This is a genomic window from Pengzhenrongella phosphoraccumulans (assembly GCF_045689905.1).
Classification (GTDB): Bacteria; Actinomycetota; Actinomycetes; order Actinomycetales; family Cellulomonadaceae; genus Pengzhenrongella; species Pengzhenrongella phosphoraccumulans.
Map to the genome: position 1 here is coordinate 2056223 of NZ_CP144210.1, position 16607 is coordinate 2072829.

Consider the following 16607-nt stretch of genomic DNA (forward strand, 5'->3'; position numbering starts at 1 on the left):
CGCGCAGGCGGTTCGGCTGCCTAGCGTCGGGTGCCATGACGGGAGACCTGGTGGGGCAGACCGGCCTGGGCAGACGTGGCGGCCTGGGCAGGATCGGCTGGCTCGGCGAGCTGGGGGGAACAGGCGGCGCGGCAGCGCGTGAGCTCGCCGCGGCCGCCGACTCGATCGACCTCGCGGTGCGTGGCCTGGCCGCCGCCGACGACGTCACCTGGACCTCCGCGGCGGCGACCGGGTACCGCGCGGTCCTCGCGCAGGGGACCGCGGGGTTGCGCGTCGCCGGGTCGCTGCTCGACGACGCCGCCGTCGCGGTGGCCGCGCACGACGCCGCCGTCGGGCAGGTTCGGGCGGCTCGCCTGGAGTCCCTCGCGCGTCGGGCGCTGCTCGCGGGGCTCGGAGCCGGGGAGCCCGGGCCGACCGCGCCGGACCTGCTCGCCGGCGGGTCGGGGCGCGGGCTGTGGTGACCGGGCTGTGCGATCGGGCTCTGCGATCGGGCTGTGGTGACCGCGCTGTGGTGACCGGGCGATGGTGAATGACGCCGCCGGAGCGCGAATCGAGCCGGACCCGTTCCCGGCGCCCGGGGTCGCGCGCGGGATCACGATCCGGGGCGGTGTGGGGGCGACGTTCGTGGACCTCACGGAGCTGCGCCAGGCCGCGCACGCGCTCCGGCTCGCGGCCGAGCGCCTGGACGACGCCGCCGCGCACGTCGCCCGGGCCGGGCGCGAGGTGGCCGACGGCGTGGCCGACGAGGTCCGCACCGGCGCCGCATCGCTCGGCGGGGACCTGTCGGAAGGCGTCGTGAGCGAGGCGCTCGTGACGGCTCGTGCCACCGCCGGCGCCGCGCTGGCCGCTCTCCACCCGCTCCTGGTCGGGTCGGCGTCCCTGTCTGCCGCGGCCGACCGGACCCGTGACCTCGCGCGGGCCCTGCAGGGCGCCGCCGATGTGTACGGGGTGGCGGAGGACCGCGCGCAGGACGCGGTGCGGGCGACCCTGGTCGCCGTCGGCTCGGCGGCCGGCGATGCGCCGCTGGCGACCGGGATCGGGGTCCTCGTGGCGGCGCGGTTCGCGGTGCTCGCGGGGGCGCTGGCCGCCGGGTGGCGGACGATCCACGGGCAGCGGCTGCCGAACCCGAAGGATCTCGTGCTGGCCGTGCCCGCGGAAGCGGCGATGGCGCTGCTCGGGTCGTTCGTGCGGGGGCTCGCGCCAGGGCGCCAGCTCGTCGCCCCGTTGCCCGTCCCGGCCGCTGCCGGGCTCGTCGTCGCCGGGACCGCAGTGGCGTCCGTGGTGGTCCCCGACCTGAGGCCCGGGCGGCTACGGGTCACCGCGCGGCCCGGCGCAACCCGGGGTCCGGCGCCCCGGACGGCCGGCGACGTGCTGCGCGACATCGGGGCGCTCTACCCGGCGCGGGGCGGTGCGCCCGGCACGGTCGGGGTCGAGCGGCTCGAGCGGCCGGACGGGACCCGCGCCTGGGTGGTCGCGATCCCCGGCACGCAGGACGCCACCGGCCTGGGGTGGGGTCGCAACCCGATGGACTCGGGCACCAACCTGGCTCTGATGGCCGGCGCGCGCGACGACGGCACCGAGCTCGTGGTGCGCGCGCTCGAGCAGGCGGGCGTCCGTCCGGGGGAGCCGGTGCTGCTCGCGGGGCACAGCCAGGGCGGCATGGTCGCGATGGCGCTCGCGGGCAGTGCGGCGTTCACCGCGCGATACTCCGTCGCCGCCGTGCTCACCGCCGGGTCGCCGGTCGCCGCCCAGGAGGTGCCTGGCTCCATCCCGGTGCTGCACCTCGAGCACCGTCAGGACCTCGTGCCCGCGCTCGACGGCGCCCCGTCACCGGCGGGCGTGAACCGGACCACCGCGGTCCGCGACCTGCGGGCGTCGTCGGACCCGGTGGACCTGCTCGCGGGGCACGACCCGGGTGCGGCCCACGGCGTCGACACCTACGCGCGGACGGCCGACGCGGTCTCGTCCGCCGGGGCGCCGTCGGTGCGGGCCTGGGAGGCCGCCGCCGGCGCGGTGCTGGGCGACGCCGACCCTTCGGCGGTGCCTGCTGGCGCCGATCACTCGGCCGTGCGCCTGGAGTTCACCGGGACGCGCGTCGAGCTCAGTGCCGGTCGTTCCGCCGCTGGTCGTGCGTCCCGGTGAGCACGCTCAGGGTGAAGCTGACGACAGAGATGATCAGGGCCCCGATCACGGCGGTGCCGAAGCTGTCGACCCGCAGGCCCCAGCTCGCCGACTCGGTGAGCCACGCGGTGAGCATGAGCATCAGCGCATTGACCACGAGCGTGAACAGCCCGAGAGTCAGGATGAACAACGGCAGCGAGATGATCTGCGCGACCGGCTTGACGATCGCGTTGACGATCCCGAACACGAGCGCGATCAGAGCGATGATCCCGATCTGCTGCAGCGTCGTGGTTCCGCCGACGATCTCCAACCCCGACAGCAGCAGTGCTGCGAACCAGATTGCGACGCCGTTGATGACTACCCGCACCAGGAAGCTCATGGCCCGATCCTGCCATCTCGGGTGGGACGCACGCTCCGTGACCCGTGCATCCGGCGGGTGCGCGGGGCTGGCATGCTGAGGGCCGTGTCTCGTCCTCAGGTGCCGCTGCGCGCGGCCGTCGGTGCTCTTCCCGTCTACGTGCCCGGGGGGCGGGTCCCCGTCGGAGCCTCGGCGTTCAAGCTCTCGTCCAACGAGAACCCGTACTCCCCGCTGGGCTCCGTGATCGCCGCGATCGCCGATGGCGCCGCCGACGTGAACCGCTACCCGGACATGTACGCGACCGAGCTCAGCGAGGCGATCGGTGCCTCGCTCGGGGTCCAGCCCGCGGCGGTCGTCGTCGGGAACGGCTCGGTCGCCGTCCTCGGGCACGTGCTCGCGGCCGTGTGCGAGCCGGGCGACGACGTCGTCATCCCGTGGCGCTCGTTCGAGGCGTACCCGATCTTTGTCGCGCTCGCGGGCGCGACCGCGACCGCCGTGCCCCTGGCCGACGGCGGCCGTCTCGACCTGGTCGCGATGGCTGCGGCCGTGACGCCCCGGACGCGCGTGGTGCTCGTGTGCACCCCCAACAACCCCACCGGCCCGGCCGTGCGGGCCGCCGAGCTCGAGGTGTTCCTCGACGCCGTCCCGCGGGACGTGCTGGTGGTGCTCGACGAGGCGTACGTCGAGTTCGTGCGCGACCCGCTCGCCGCCGACGGCCTCACGGTGTTCGGTGCGCACCCGAACGTGGTGCTGCTGCGCACCTTCTCCAAGGCGTACGGGCTCGCCGGGCTACGCGTCGGCTACGCGGTGGCTCGGCCCCGGCTCGCCCGCGGGATCCGGGCGGCCTCGACGCCGTTCGGGGTGTCGCACCTCGCGCAGCTCGCGGCCCTCGCCTCGTTGCGCGCGAAGGACGAGCTCCTCGCGCGGGTCGACACCCTCGTCGCGGAGCGCGAGCGGATGCTCCTCGCGCTGCGTGCCCAGGGGTGGGTGGTCCCGGACAGCGACGCGAACTTCGTCTGGCTGCCGCTCGGCGATCGCGCGGCGGCCTTCGCCGCGGCGTCGGCGCGTTCCGGGGTGCTGGTGCGGCCGTTCGCGGGGGATGGTGTTCGAGTCAGCGTCGGCGAGACCGAGGCGACCGACGACGTGCTCCAGATCACCGCGGACTGGCTGTCGGGCGACCGCTGACCGGCATCGAGCTCGGTCCACCCGTGTGCAATCCGGGCCCGCTCCGTGCTGCTTTGCGCGGATTCGAGCTCGCGTTCGGTACCGTACACATGCCCGACCAGTGGCTTGTACAGGACCTAGGAACACGAGGTTACGGTTCCGTAGCCTACGCTGACGTAGGTTCGAACGGACTGCATGTCGCGCCTCGGCGCCACCCGCGAAGGAGACCCGCGTGAGCCTTACCGGCAACCCGGAGGTCGACACGGTTCAGCTGCTCACCCCGACCGGGGAGCGCGTGGACCACCCGGACTACTCCTCCCGCATCGCCCACCTCGGGCCCGACGCCCTGCGCGGTCTCTATCGCGACATGGTGCTCGTCCGGCGCCTGGACAACGAGGCGACCTCGCTCCAGCGCCAGGGCGAGCTCGCCCTGTGGGCCCAGTGCCTCGGCCAGGAGGCCGCTCAGGTCGGCTCCGGCCGGGCGCTCGCGCCGCACGACTACGCCTTCCCCTCCTACCGTGAGCACGGCGTCGCCTTCACGCGCGGCATCGACCCGACGGACATCCTGCGGCTGTTCCGCGGGGTGGACCACGGCGGCGGCTGGGACCCGACTGAGCACGGCTTCCACCTGTACACGCTGGTCATCGCCGCGCACACCCTGCACGCGACCGGGTACGCGATGGGCGTGCAGCGCGACGGGCTGGTCGGCACCGGTGACCCGGCGCGCGACACCGCCGTCATCACCTACTTCGGCGACGGTGCCACCTCGCAGGGTGACCTCAACGAGTCGCTCGTGTTCGCGGCGGTCAACAACGCCCCGCTCGTGCTGTTCTGCCAGAACAACCAGTGGGCGATCTCCGAGCCGACCACCAAGCAGTCGCGCGTGCCGCTCGTGCGCCGCGGCGAGGGCTTCGGCATCCCGAGCGTGCGGGTCGACGGCAACGACGTGCTCGCGACCTACGCCGTGACGGCCGAGGCGCTCGAGCGCGCGCGTTCCGGCGGTGGCCCGACCTTCATCGAGGCCTTCACCTATCGGATGGGCGCGCACACGACCTCCGACGACCCGACCCGCTACCGGTCCTCCGCCGAGGAGGAGTACTGGCGTCAGCGCGACCCGATCGAGCGGCTGCGGCTGCTGCTGGTCGCCGACGGCGAGCTCCCGGACGCGTTCGTCGACGCGCTCGAGGCGGAAGCCACCACCCTCGGCGAGCGCCTGCGCACCGCCGTGCGCGCCATGCAGGCGCCCGACGTCGCGACGATGTTCGACCACGTCTACGCCAGCCCGCACGCGATCGTCGATGACGAGCGGGCGTGGTTCGCGCAGTACGAAGCGTCCTTCGCGGACGACGCGACCGGCACGACCGACGCGGGGGCCCACCGATGACCGCCGTCGAACGCATGACCTTCGCCAAGGCGATCAACACCGGGCTGCGCCGTGCGCTCGAGACGGACCCGAAGGTCCTGCTCATGGGGGAGGACATCGGCACCCTGGGCGGTGTGTTCCGGGTGACCGACGGGCTGCAGAAGGACTTCGACGCCGACCGCGTGGTCGACACCCCGCTCGCCGAGTCCGGGATCGTCGGCACCTCGATCGGGCTCGCGCTGCGCGGCTACCGGCCCGTCCTCGAGATCCAGTTCGACGGGTTCATCTTCCCCGCGTTCAACCAGATCACCACCCAGCTCGCCAAGATGAGCTACCGCTCGCGCGGCCGGCTGCACGTCCCGGTGGTCATCCGCGTGCCCTTCGGCGGTGGCATCGGCGCCGTCGAGCACCACAGCGAGTCGCCCGAGGCGCTGTTCGCCCACACCCCGGGGCTGCGCGTGATCACGCCGGCCTCGCCGAACGACGCGTTCGTGATGATCCAGCAGGCCATCGCCTCACCCGACCCGGTGATGTTCTTCGAGCCCAAGGGCCGGTACTGGGACAAGGGCGATGTCGATGTCTCGGTGACCGTCACAGCGGCCGATGTCACAGCGGCCGACGGCGCGTCGTCCGCAGGCGGCACTATGGCCCACGGCGGGGTCCTGGCGATGGACTCCGCCAGGGTCGCCCGCCAGGGTACGGACGTCACGATCGCCGCCTACGGCGCCACGGTGGCCACCGCGCTCAAGGCCGCAGAGGCGGCCGCGGCCGAGGGCATCAGCATCGAGGTCGTCGACCTGCGCTCGATCTCCCCGCTGGACACCGAGACCCTGGTGACGTCCGTACGCAAGACCCACCGGTGCGTCGTCGTGCACGAGGCCCCGGTGTTCTACGGCGCGGGCGGCGAGATCGCGGCCCGGGTCACGGAAGCCTGCTTCTACGAGCTCGAGGCCCCGGTCCTGCGTGTCGGCGGCTTCCACACCCCCTACCCGGTCAACAAGCTGGAGCAGTCCTACCTCCCCAACCTGGACCGCATCCTCAACGCAGTAACCCACTCCCTTACGTACTAACTCCCCACCCATCTCCACCCCCACCCCCGCCCCGCGAACTCGGAGGTTTGCGTCGAACTCGGACACTGTGATGTGCGAGTTCGAGTCAAACCTCCGAGTTCGGCGGCTGGTTTCTACCAGGAGGATCTGTGCCTTCCTTTGAGTCATTTCGGATGCCCGACGCCGGTGAGGGACTGACCGAGGCCGAGATCGTTGCCTGGCACGTCGGCGTCGGGGACGCGGTGGTGGTGAACCAGACGATCGTCGAGATCGAGACGGCCAAGTCGATCGTCGACCTGCCGAGCCCCTACACCGGGGTGGTCACGGCGCTGCACGCCGCGGAGGGCGAGACGGTCGAGGTCGGCGTCCCGATCATCACAATCGACGTCGACCCCACCGGCCCGGCAGCGGTCCCGGCGCCGGACACGTCGTCGTCCAACCCTGCGTCGTCCAACCCTGCGTCGTCCAACCCTGCGTCGTCCAACTCCGCGTCGTCCGACACCGCGTCGTCCGACCCCGCTCCAGCCGCAACCGCACCCGCCGACACCGCCGGGGGAGCCGTGCTCGTCGGCTACGGCACCTCGGGCGCGGCCGCCACTCGCCGCCCGCGCCGGGTCTCGTCGGCTGCCGTCGTCGCACCCACGGGGACGACGACGGCGCCGTCGGCACCCCCCGCTTCGTCGGCGACGCCGGCGACGCCGGCCGAGTCATCCTCCGCCTCGCGCGTCCTGGCGAAGCCGCCGGTCCGCAAGCTCGCGCGGGACCTCGGGGTCGACCTCGAGTCGATCGCGCCGACCGGACCGGGCGGGATCGTCACCCGCGAGGACGTCCTGGCGAAGTCGGCCGAGGGCGAGGCCCGCACGCTGTCGACCTACCCGGGCGACGACCAGCCGTGGCTCGCGTCGGGCAAGGTGTCCGCCGGTGGCCGCCAGACCCGTGTCCCGGTGAAGTCGGTCCGCAAGCGCACCGCCGAGGCGATGGTCACGAGCGCGTTCACCGCGCCGCACGTCACCTGCTTCCACACGATCGACGTCACCAAGATGATGAAGCTGGTCGCGCGGCTGCGCACGGACAAGGAGTTCACCGGGGTCCGGGTCACGCCGCTGCTGATCACCGCCAAGGCGATGCTGCTCGCGGTACGCCGCCACCCGGACATCAACGCGAGCTGGGACGACGGCGCGCAGGAGATCGTCTACAAGCACTACGTGAACCTGGGGATCGCCGCCTCGACCCCGCGCGGCCTGGTCGTGCCGAACATCAAGGACGCGCACCGCCTGGGCCTGAAGGAGCTCGCCCAGGAGATCGCGACCCTGACCGCGACCGCCCGCGCGGGGCGGACCACGCCCGCCGACATGAGTGACGGCACGATCACCATCACCAACGTCGGCGTGTTCGGCATCGACACGGGCACCCCGATCCTCAACCCGGGCGAGGCCGCGATCCTGGCGTTCGGCGCCATCCGCGAGCAGCCGTGGGTGCACCACGGCCGGATCAAGAAGCGGTGGGTGACCCAGCTAGCGCTGTCGTTCGACCACCGGCTCGTCGACGGCGCGCTCGGCGCGCTGTTCCTCGCCGACGTCGCTGCCGTCCTCGAAGACCCGTCCCAGGCGCTCGTCTGGGGCTGACCCCGACGGTTCGGTCTGCGCTTCGGTGTCCAGCGCCGCGGCGGCCGCCTCGGCGTCCACCCGGCCCTGGATCCCGGACACGTTGCGCAGCGGCAGCTCGGGCAGGAGCGCCGCGAGCACGATGGCGATCACCATCACCCCGGCGGCGATGAGCAGCACGAGGTCGATCGACTCGGCGAACCCGACCTGGAACGGCCGGGCCAGGCGCGGGTCGAGCGCAGAGATGAACGACGAGTCGTTGAGCATGCTGGGCGAGCCCGACCCGCTCGACAGGATGTCGAGGACCGGCTTGTTCGCCGGGTTGGCCAGCACCGCCGGGTCGGCGAGCGCCGCCTGGAAGTCGGCGGTCGGGGCGATCGTCTTGAACGCGGCGGCGATGTTGTCCCCGACGGTCGAGAACAGGATGGACAGGAACACGGCCGTCCCGAGCGTCCCGCCGACCTGCCGGAAGAACAGGGACGACGACGTCGCCACGCCCATCTCCTTCGCGGGGACGGCGTTCTGCACGGCGAGGATGAGCGGCTGCATGCACAGGCCCAGCCCGAACCCGAAGATCGCCGAGTACACGCCGATCACCACGAGCGAGGTGTCGACCGTCATCCGCGACAGCAGCAGCGCACCGAGGGTGAGCAGCACGGTCCCGATGACGGGGAAGATCTTGTACCGCCCGGTCTTGGACGTGAGCTGCCCGGCGATGATCGATCCGCCCATGATCCCGAAGGTGAGCGGGATCAGGGTCAGGCCGGCCTCGGTCGGGGACATGTTCTTGGCGATCTGCAGGTACAGCGGCAGCGTCGCGAGCACGCCGAACATGCCCAGGCCGATGATCGTGTTGGTGCCCGCGCCGATCGCGAACGTGCGGTTGCGGAACAGGTACAGAGGGAGCAGGGCGTCGGCTCCCGCCGCGCGCTCCGCGAGCAGGAAGAGTGCGATACCGACGACGCCGAGCGTGTAGCACGCGAAGGACCGCGACGAGTCCCAGCCCCACGCGCGCCCCTGCTCGGCCACGAGCAGCAGCGGCACCAGCCCGATGACCAGGGCGAGCGCGCCCTGCCAGTCGATCCGGCGCTTGACCTTGGGAAGCGGCGGCAGGTGCAGGACCCGGGTGATGACGACCAGCCCGATGATCCCGATCGGGATGTTGATGAGGAAGACCCAGCGCCAGCCGGCGATGCCGAGGATGGTCTCCGCGCCCGCGAAGAACCCGCCGATGACCGGTCCGAGCACCGAGGACGTGCCGAACACGGCGAGGAACATGCCCTGGTACCGGGCCCGTTCGCGCGGCGGCACGAGGTCACCGAGGATCGTGATCGCCAGCGACATCAGCCCGCCCGCGCCCAGCCCCTGCACGCCGCGGTAGATCGCGAGCTGGTACATCGAGTCAGCGGTGCCGGACAGCAGCGACCCGATGAGGAAGAGCACGATCGCGAGCAGGTAGAACGGCTTGCGCCCGTAGATGTCGGAGAGCTTGCCGTACAGCGGCGTCGCGATCGTCGAGGTGATGAGGTACGCCGTGGTGACCCAGGCCTGCAGCGACAGGCCGTGCAGGCTGTCGCCGATCGTACGGATCGAGGTCGCGACGATCGTCTGGTCGAGCGCGGCGAGGAACATCCCGATCATCAACCCGCCGAGGATCGTGAGGATCTGGCGGTGGGTGGGCGCACCGATCGGTGTCGCGGTCCGCATCGGACCGGCCTGACTGGTTGCTCTGCGCACGGGGGGCCTCTCGGGTGGTGCCGGGGAACTCGTCGGACGCGTCGTCGGCCCCGCGCGGTGGTCCCCAAGGCGGACCAACCGACCGGTGACGGCGGGACAAATCGTAAGAACGACCTGATCGGCGACACTATTCCGAGCCTCCGACAGCCCCGGTCTCGTCCCTCGCGCAGACCACCGGGCAGGCCCGGGTCGCCTACCCTGGGCGGGTGGAGCACCGGTGGAACCTGCGGCGGCTGCTGGCGCTGATCGGCGCCGCGGTGATCGCCGTCGTCGGCGCGGTCGCCTTCTCGGGCGGGGCGACGCCGGTCCTGCTGCGCGACCCGGGCGCCGTCGTGCGCTGGGGCCTGCCGCTCAGCCAGACGCTCGTCGAGCTCGCCGCCGCGCTCACCATCGGCTCGCTCGTGCTCGCGGTGTGCGTGCTGCCCCGCCGGGCCCCGGCCGCCCGGACCGCCGCCGGCCAGCGCGGCCAGCAGCGCCGCGCGCGGACCGTGGTCGACGGTCGCGCCTACCCGGCCGTCCTCACCCTCGCCGGCGTCGCGGCCGCGACGTGGACCGGCCTGAGCCTGGTCCAGCTCGTCCTGACCTACGCGAGCGTCGCCGGCCGCCCGATCGGCGGGGACACCTTCGGCGCCGAGCTCGGCGTCTTCGTCAGCGACATCTCGCTCGGGCGCACCCTGCTGTGGGTCACCGTCGTCGCCGCCCTCACGAGCGTCCTCGCCCTCGCCGTCGCGACCCCGACCGGGGCCGCCTGGACGACGGCGTTCGCGGTCCTCGCCCTGGTGCTGCAGTCCCAGACCGGGCACGCCGCGGGCACCACGAACCACGAGCTCGCGATCTCGTCGATGTTCCTGCACCTGGTCGGCGCGGCGGTCTGGATCGGCGCGATCGCGGCCCTCGGTGTGCTCAACGGGCGGCTGGGCGCCGACCTCGGGCCCGCCGTCGCACGCTACTCGCCGATCGCCGCGTGGTGCCTGGTGGCGATCGCCGTCTCCGGCGCGGTGAACGCGATCGTCCGGCTCGGCGGCCTGGACGGGCTCGGCACCCGGTACGGCGTCCTCGTGCTCGGCAAGGTCGTCCTGTTCGCCGCGCTCGGCGCGATCGGCTGGACCTACCGGCGCGCGGTGATCCCGCAGCTCACCGGGCCCGACGGCGCCCGCAGCTCGCGCGCGACCGGCCTCTTCTGGCGCCTGGTCGCGGTCGAGCTCCTGGTGATGGGGGCGGTCTCCGGGGTCGCGGTCGCGCTGGCCTCCACCGCGCCGCCGGTCGTGCCCGCGCCCCCGACCGACCCCACCGCCGCCGAGCTGGTCACCGGGCATCTGCTCCCGCCCGAGGGCACGGTCCCGGCCTGGTTCACGCAGTGGCGCTGGGACATCCTGCTCGCCGGGGTCGCCGTGGCGGGGATCGTCGTCTACCTGCGCTGGGTGCGCCGGCTGCACGCCCGCGGCGACGCGTGGCCGTGGCTGCGGACGGCGTCGTGGCTGGTCGGGATGGTCATTTTCGGCTGGACGACGTCGGGCGGACCGGCGGTCTACGGCCACATCCTGTTCAGCGGGCACATGGTCCAGCACATGACGCTGGTGATGGTGATCCCGATCTTCCTCGTGGTCGCCGCGCCGGTGACCCTCGCGCTGCGCGCGCTACCGTCCCGCGCCGACGACTCCCGCGGCCCGCGCGAGTGGATCCTCACGATCGTGGACAGCCACGTCGCGCGGTTCTTCGCCAACCCGATCGTGGCGGCGGTGAACTTCGCCGGCTCGATGATCCTCTTCTACTACACCGACCTGTTCCGGTACTCCCTCGAGTACTACGTCGGCCACCTTGCGATGGTCGTGCACTTCACGCTCGCGGGGTACCTGTTCGTCAACGCGCTGATCGGTGTCGACCCCGGCCCGCGCCGGCTGCCGTACACGCAGCGGCTGCTGCTGCTGTTCGCCACGATGGGGTTCCACGCGTTCTTCGGCGTGACGCTGGTGAGCTCCGAGGCGCTGCTCGTGGCGGACTGGTTCGGCCTGCTCGGGCGCCCCTGGGGCCCGACGGCGATCGCCGACCAGCAGATCGGCGGCTCGATCGCCTGGGGCATCGGCGAGCTGCCCACGCTGGCGCTCGCGATCATCGTGGCGTTCTCGTGGTCGCGCGACGACGAGCGGGCCGCGCGCCGCCGGGACCGCCAGGTCGAGCGCGCCGGCGACGTGGAGATGGACGAGTACAACGCGATGCTCGCCCGCATCGCGGACCGGGACTCCGCCCCGCAGTAGCCCGCGCGCTCGGTCGGGCGGCTGCGTTCTGTCGTTCACGACCTCAGCCGTTCACGACCTCAGCCGTTCAGGACCTCAGCCGTCCGGACCGAGGATCCAGCCGTTGCCCCAGGGCGCCCGGCCGACGCGGAACGCCATCGTCGGCCCGAAGGAGCGTTGCGAGAGCAACGTGGTCCCCGAGCATGGGTCGACGACAGACCGGTCGAGCCGGATCGTGGCGAGCACCGTGTCCCCGGTGGCCACCACGACGTACGCGAGGTCCTCGTTCGCGGTGGAGGGTGCCTGCGTCCACGGCGTGCCGATGGCCGACTCGACGGCGTCGACGGGGTCGTACGGGCAGACCATCACGCCCTGGTCCCACCCGGAGCCGATGACGTCAGCGATCGTCAGGGGCTCGCGGGTCAGACCGGCGGATTCGACCGCGTCGGTGAACCGCTCGGTGCTGACCGGCGCGGCCGACGACGACCCGCACGCGCCCAGCGCGGTCACGGTCAGCGCGCCGAGGATCGCCGCGGTCGCGGCCGCGCCGATTTTCGTGTGCTGGAGCCTCCTGCGCATCGGTCCCCCTGCCGGTCACGCTACCGGCTGCGCCAGTTCGCCCGGGCGGCCGTGACAGGACGGCGTGATAGGACGGTCGGGTGACCACCGAGCACACCGCCCCCAAATCTGCCGCCCCCGAACCCGCCCCCGCAGCCGAGCCCGCGACCCCGTTCCACGACCTGGCCCGCTACGTCGCGCTGCCCCGCGAGTCCGGCCTCACGCTGTCCCCGGACGGCAAGCGCCTGGTCACCTCGGTCGCGACCCTCGACGACAAGGGCGTGAAGTACGTCTCCGCGCTGTGGGAGATCGACCCGGCGGGGCACCGCCCGGCGCGGCGCCTGACCCGGTCCCGCCAGGGCGAGCAGGGTGCGGCGTTCACCTCCACGGGTGACCTGCTGTTCACCTCCGCCCGCCCCGACCCGACCGGCAAGGACGGCGAGGAGGAACCGCCGTCGGCCCTGTGGCTGCTGCCCGCGGACGGCGCCGAGGCGCGCGTCGTGGCCGCGCGTTCCGGCGGCGTCGGGCACCCGCTGGTCGCCAAGCGCGCGCGGGTCGTGGTGGTGAGCTCCGACGTGCTGCCCGGCGCGCGGGACACCGAGCACGACGAGCAGCTGCGCACGGCGCGCAAGGAGAAGAAGGTCTCCGCGATCCTGCACTCGGGGTACCCGGTGCGCTACTGGGACCACGACCTCGGCCCGGCCACGCCGCACCTGCTCACCGCGCGGATCACCGGCGAGCTGGTCGCGCCGCGGGCCGGCGAGCCGGACCCGCACCTCGACCTGCGCGACCTGACCCCCGCCGTCGGCCCGGCGCTGCACGAGACCGCCGCGGACATCTCCCCGGCCGGCGCGACGGTCGTGACGACCTGGCAGCTCCCGCTCGCGCGCGGAGCCCAGCGCTCGATCCTCGTCGCGATCGACACCGCGACCGGCCAGCGGCGCACGCTGGTCGACGACGCCGACGCGGACCTCGGCGCCCCCGTGATCTCGCCCGACGGCGCCTGGGTCGCGTTCACGCGCGAGACGATCAGCACGCCGCTGGTCGCGCCCCGCGTGAGCCTGGCGATCGTGGCGATCGCCGGCGGGTCGTGGCGGCCGCTGGCGGAGACCTGGGATCGCTGGCCGCACGGTGTGCGGTGGCTGCCGGACTCGTCCGCGGTGCTGGTGGTGGCCGACGACGACGGCCGCGCGCCGGTTTTCCGCATCGACGCCCACACCGGCGATGTGTCCCGCGTGACGATCGACGACGCCGCGTTCAGCGACCTCCAGATAAGCCCGACGGGCGACGTCGCGTATGCCCTGCGCACGTCCTACCTCGCCCCGGCGCACCCGGTACGGATCGACCTCGCGCGCGCGGCGAACGGCCCGGTCAAGGCCGTCGCGCTGCCCGCCCCGGCGCGCGCCCCCGAGCTGCCCGGCACGCTCACCGAGGTCGAGACGACCACGGCCGACGGCGTGCGCGTGCGGGCCTGGCTCGCGCAGCCTGCCGGCACCGGCCCCACGAACCCCGCGCCGCTGCTGCTGTGGATCCACGGCGGCCCGCTCGGGTCGTGGAACGGCTGGTCGTGGCGCTGGAACCCGTGGCTGCTGGTCGCCGAGGGTTACGCCGTCCTGCTGCCCGACCCCGCGCTGTCCACCGGGTACGGCCAGGCGTTCATCCAGCGCGGCTGGGGCGCGTGGGGTGCCGCGCCGTTCACCGACCTGATGGCGATCACCGACGAGGCCTGCGCGCGCGCGGACATCGACTCCACCCGGACCGCGGCGATGGGCGGCTCGTTCGGCGGGTACATGGCCAACTGGGTCGCCGGCCACACCGACCGGTTCGACGCGATCGTCACCCACGCGAGCCTGTGGGCCCTGGACCAGTTCGGCCCGACGACGGACGCCGCCTACTACTGGGCCCGCGAGATGACCGACGAGATGGCGCTGGCGAACTCCCCGCACCGGTTCGTCGAGCAGATCGCCACCCCGATGCTCGTGGTGCACGGCGACCACGACTACCGCGTGCCGATCGGCGAGGGCCTGCGCCTCTGGTACGAGCTGCTGTCCCGCTCCGCGCTGGCCGCCGACGACGCCGGCATCACCCCGCACCGCTTCCTGTACTTCCCCGACGAGACCCACTGGGTCCTGGCCCCCCAGCACGCGATCATCTGGTACCAGGTGGTGACGTCCTTCCTGTCGGAGCAAGTCAACAAGGAACCCCGCCCCCTCCCACCCCTCCTGGGCTAACCCCCGGCCCGCGAACTCGGAGGTTTGCGTCGAACTCGCACATTGCAGTGTCCTAGTTCGAACGAAACCTCCGAGTTCGGCGGCCACCGTGGGCGCGGTGGGTCCGGTGGGGGTTGCCGGGGGTGGGGGAGGATGGGGGGTGGCTTCCTCTCTTCTTCCCAAGGTTCGTGCGTCCCCGCTCGTCGGGCGGGGGTGGCTCAACACCGGGGGGCGCGACGTCTCCCTCGCGGACCTGCGCGGCAAGATCGTCGTGCTCGACTTCTGGACGTTCTGCTGCATCAACTGCCTGCACGTCCTGGACGAGCTGCGCGAGCTCGAGCGCCAGTACGCCGACGTGCTGGTGATCGTCGGGGTGCACTCGCCGAAGTTCGCGCACGAGGCCGACCCGGTCGCGCTCGCCGCCGCCGTCGAACGGTACGAGGTGCACCACCCCGTGCTCGACGACCCGCAGCTGACCACCTGGTCCGCGTACACCGCACGGGCGTGGCCGACCCTCGTCGTGATCGATCCCGAGGGGTACATCGTCGCCCAGATGGCGGGCGAGGGGCACGCGCACAACCTCTCGATCCTGATCGCCGACCTCGCGCGCGAGCACGAGGCGAAAGGCACCCTGCACCGCGGCGACGGTCCGTACGTCGCCCCCGCGCCGTCGTCGGGCACGCTGCGCTTTCCCGCGAAGGCGATCGCGCTGACGAGCGGGACCTTCCTCGTGGCCGACGCCGGTCATCACAGCCTCGCCGAGCTCGCGGCCGACGGCGAGACGCTCGTGCGCCGCATCGGCTCCGGCATTCGCGGCCTGGCCGACGGCGACCCGACCGACGCGCGTTTCAGCGAGCCGAACGGGCTGTGCGAGGTCCCGGCGCAGTGGCGTACCGCCCTGGGCTTCGACGTGCTCGTCGCCGACACGGTCAACCACGCCCTGCGTGGGGTCCGCCTGCGCGACGGGCACGTGACCACCGTGGCCGGCACCGGCGAGCAGTACATGGTCGGCGGCCAGGACAACGGCGACGAGGCCGCCGGCGACCCGCTCGCGGTCCGGCTGTCCTCCCCGTGGGACGTCGTGTGGTCCGACGGGGCCCGCGCATTCGTGGTCGCGATGGCGGGCAACCACACCCTCTGGGCGCTGGATCCGGCGTCCCGCACGATCCGGCGCCTGGCCGGCACGATGAACGAGGGGCTCCAGGACGGACCCGTCGCCCAGGCGTGGTTCGCGCAGACCTCCGGGCTGGCGGTCGACGCCGGCGGGCGCGTCTGGCTCGCGGACTCGGAGGTCTCGGCCCTGCGCTACCTCGACTTCGCGGTCGACGCTGACACCGAGGCCACCCGCGATGTGGCCGCGGATGCTGGTGCCGACGCCGCGCCCCGCGGCACCGTCGGGACCGCCGTCGGCGCCGGCCTGTACGACTTCGGCTTCCGCGACGGCCCAGCCGACCAGGCATTGCTCCAGCACCCGCTCGGCGTCGCCGTGCTGCCCGACGGGTCCATCGCAATCGCCGACACCTACAACGGCGCGATCCGCCGGTACGCGCCCGGCGCCGACGGCCGACCGGGAGCGGTCACCACCCTCGCGCGCGACCTGGCCGAGCCGAGCGGCGTCGTCGTCCTGGCCCCGGGCGACGACGGCGACGTCGAGCTCGTCGTCGTCGAGTCGGCCGCCCACCGCCTGACCCGCATCCGCCTGCCGCGGGAGGTGGCGGGCGAGATCCTCGACGCCGGCGCCCACCGCACGCAGCGCCCGGTGACCGACGTCGCGCCCGGACCGTTTCGCGTCGAGGTCGTCTTCACCCCCGCCGCGGGCCAGAAGTACGACGACCGGTACGGCCCGTCGACGCGCCTGCAGGTGTCCTCGACCCCGCCCGAGCTGCTGCTCGCGGGCGCCGGCGACGGCGTCGACCTCGCGCGCGACGTCATCCTCAACCCGGCCGTGCCCGACGGCGTCCTGCACGTCACCGCGCACGCGGCGAGCTGCGACGCCGACCCGTCGATCCCCTACCCGGCGTGCCACCTGAACACCCAGGACTGGGGCATCCCGATCAGAACCACCGGCACCACCACCACCCTGACCCTCCCCCTCCTGGGCTGACCCCAGCCCGTGAACTCGGAGGTTTGCCTCGAACTCGGACACTGCAGTGTCCTAGCTCGGACGAAACCTCCGAGTTCGCGGGCAGCACCGGCAGCACCCGGCGGG

Annotated in this window: 12 protein-coding genes; 9 read left to right on the top strand and 3 right to left on the bottom strand. The window is 73.1% G+C overall.

What is annotated here, in order from left to right; all coding sequences use genetic code 11:
- Positions 1 to 35 precede the first annotated feature (35 nt).
- Both VTA80_RS09540 and VTA80_RS09545 read left to right on the top strand, forming a co-directional pair.
- Complete coding sequence (locus tag VTA80_RS09540; RefSeq protein WP_407345234.1) at positions 36 to 461, top strand: hypothetical protein; 426 nt, start codon at positions 36 to 38, stop codon at positions 459 to 461.
- A gap of 61 nt (positions 462 to 522) precedes the next feature.
- Positions 523 to 2142, top strand: coding sequence for a hypothetical protein (locus tag VTA80_RS09545; protein ID WP_407345235.1), 1620 nt, complete (start codon positions 523 to 525; stop codon positions 2140 to 2142).
- On the opposite strand, the gene VTA80_RS09550 is transcribed toward VTA80_RS09545, so the two are convergent.
- Positions 2102 to 2500, bottom strand: a complete 399-nt coding sequence (locus VTA80_RS09550) for a phage holin family protein (protein WP_407345237.1) — start codon at positions 2498 to 2500, stop codon at positions 2102 to 2104. The two genes, VTA80_RS09545 and VTA80_RS09550, sit on opposite strands and share 41 nt — an antisense overlap.
- Positions 2501 to 2572: 72 nt before the next feature.
- Between VTA80_RS09550 and hisC the strand changes: the two genes are divergently transcribed.
- The 4 genes from hisC to VTA80_RS09570 all read left to right on the top strand — a co-directional run bounded on the left by hisC (position 2573) and on the right by VTA80_RS09570 (position 7680).
- Entirely contained in the window at positions 2573 to 3664 is a 1092-nt protein-coding gene (gene hisC, locus VTA80_RS09555; RefSeq protein WP_407345239.1) for a histidinol-phosphate transaminase, read from the top strand.
- Positions 3665 to 3875: 211 nt separating this feature from the next.
- Entirely contained in the window at positions 3876 to 5027 is a 1152-nt protein-coding gene (pdhA, locus tag VTA80_RS09560) for a pyruvate dehydrogenase (acetyl-transferring) E1 component subunit alpha (protein WP_407345241.1), read from the top strand.
- Complete coding sequence (locus VTA80_RS09565) at positions 5024 to 6076, top strand: alpha-ketoacid dehydrogenase subunit beta (protein WP_407345243.1); 1053 nt, start codon at positions 5024 to 5026, stop codon at positions 6074 to 6076. The genes pdhA and VTA80_RS09565 overlap by 4 nt, the downstream gene beginning before the upstream one ends.
- A 152-nt stretch (positions 6077 to 6228) precedes the next feature.
- Positions 6229 to 7680, top strand: a complete 1452-nt coding sequence (locus tag VTA80_RS09570; protein ID WP_407345245.1) for a dihydrolipoamide acetyltransferase family protein — start codon at positions 6229 to 6231, stop codon at positions 7678 to 7680.
- Here the strand turns inward: VTA80_RS09570 and VTA80_RS09575 are convergent.
- Complete coding sequence (locus VTA80_RS09575; protein ID WP_407345247.1) at positions 7570 to 9366, bottom strand: MDR family MFS transporter; 1797 nt, start codon at positions 9364 to 9366, stop codon at positions 7570 to 7572. The genes VTA80_RS09570 and VTA80_RS09575 overlap by 111 nt on opposite strands.
- Positions 9367 to 9602: 236 nt before the next feature.
- Between VTA80_RS09575 and VTA80_RS09580 the strand changes: the two genes are divergently transcribed.
- Entirely contained in the window at positions 9603 to 11651 is a 2049-nt protein-coding gene (locus VTA80_RS09580) for a cytochrome c oxidase assembly protein (protein ID WP_407345249.1), read from the top strand.
- Between the two features lie 75 nt (positions 11652 to 11726).
- Here VTA80_RS09580 and VTA80_RS09585 read toward each other — a convergent pair whose 3' ends face one another.
- Positions 11727 to 12209 carry a hypothetical protein gene (locus tag VTA80_RS09585; protein WP_407345251.1) on the bottom strand — a complete coding sequence of 161 codons (483 nt, stop codon included), beginning with the start codon at positions 12207 to 12209 and terminating at the stop codon, positions 11727 to 11729.
- 80 nt (positions 12210 to 12289) lie between these two features.
- Between VTA80_RS09585 and VTA80_RS09590 the strand changes: the two genes are divergently transcribed.
- Together VTA80_RS09590 and VTA80_RS09595 are read left to right on the top strand one after the other, a co-directional pair.
- Positions 12290 to 14419: a prolyl oligopeptidase family serine peptidase gene (locus tag VTA80_RS09590; protein ID WP_407345253.1), complete on the top strand. Its 2130-nt coding sequence runs from the start codon at positions 12290 to 12292 to the stop codon at positions 14417 to 14419.
- A gap of 139 nt (positions 14420 to 14558) precedes the next feature.
- Positions 14559 to 16502, top strand: coding sequence for an NHL domain-containing thioredoxin family protein (locus VTA80_RS09595; protein ID WP_407345255.1), 1944 nt, complete (start codon positions 14559 to 14561; stop codon positions 16500 to 16502).
- The last annotated feature ends 105 nt before the right edge of the window (positions 16503 to 16607 follow it).

Coding starts and splice junctions, on each gene's coding strand:
- VTA80_RS09540 (WP_407345234.1), top strand. CDS start 36: ATGACGGGAGACCTGGTGGGGCAGACCGGCCTGGGCAGACGTGGCGGC.
- VTA80_RS09545 (WP_407345235.1), top strand. CDS start 523: ATGGTGAATGACGCCGCCGGAGCGCGAATCGAGCCGGACCCGTTCCCG.
- VTA80_RS09550 (WP_407345237.1), bottom strand. CDS start 2,500: ATGAGCTTCCTGGTGCGGGTAGTCATCAACGGCGTCGCAATCTGGTTC.
- hisC (WP_407345239.1), top strand. CDS start 2,573: ATGCTGAGGGCCGTGTCTCGTCCTCAGGTGCCGCTGCGCGCGGCCGTC.
- VTA80_RS09565 (WP_407345243.1), top strand. CDS start 5,024: ATGACCGCCGTCGAACGCATGACCTTCGCCAAGGCGATCAACACCGGG.
- VTA80_RS09570 (WP_407345245.1), top strand. CDS start 6,229: ATGCCCGACGCCGGTGAGGGACTGACCGAGGCCGAGATCGTTGCCTGG.
- VTA80_RS09575 (WP_407345247.1), bottom strand. CDS start 9,366: ATGCGGACCGCGACACCGATCGGTGCGCCCACCCACCGCCAGATCCTC.
- VTA80_RS09585 (WP_407345251.1), bottom strand. CDS start 12,209: ATGCGCAGGAGGCTCCAGCACACGAAAATCGGCGCGGCCGCGACCGCG.